Raw genomic sequence first — 289 nt, 5'->3', positions numbered from 1 at the left:
AAAGCACCTTGGCTTCGTTTTTCAGTTTGTCGATCAGCTCGTCCACCGAGGCGACCTTGATACCGCCCTTGCGCTCGGCGGGTGACTCGACCTTGAGCAGCGTGACGTTCGACGCGACCTCGACCCCATAGTCGGCGGGGGTCTTGACGTCCAGCGGCTTTTTCTTGGCCTTCATGATGTCCGGCAGCTTGGCGTAGCGCGGCTCGTTGAGGCGCAGGTCGGTGGTGACGATGGCGGGCAGCGTGAGGGCGACGGTTTGCAGGCCGCCGTCGATTTCACGGGTGACGTT

General features: G+C 62.6%; 1 protein-coding gene. It reads right to left on the bottom strand.

The window, feature by feature from the left end; translation table 11 throughout:
• A partial coding sequence (locus tag CWI66_RS17835) for an electron transfer flavoprotein subunit beta/FixA family protein (protein WP_446718688.1) occupies positions 1 to 289 on the bottom strand: 289 nt, incomplete at both ends.

It is taken from the genome of Halomonas sp. 141, from assembly GCF_002810305.1.
Classification (GTDB): Bacteria; Pseudomonadota; Gammaproteobacteria; order Pseudomonadales; family Halomonadaceae; genus Vreelandella; species Vreelandella stevensii.
The sequence above is the reverse complement of the archived record's forward strand: the minus strand, read 5'-3'. Positions and strand labels throughout refer to the sequence as shown.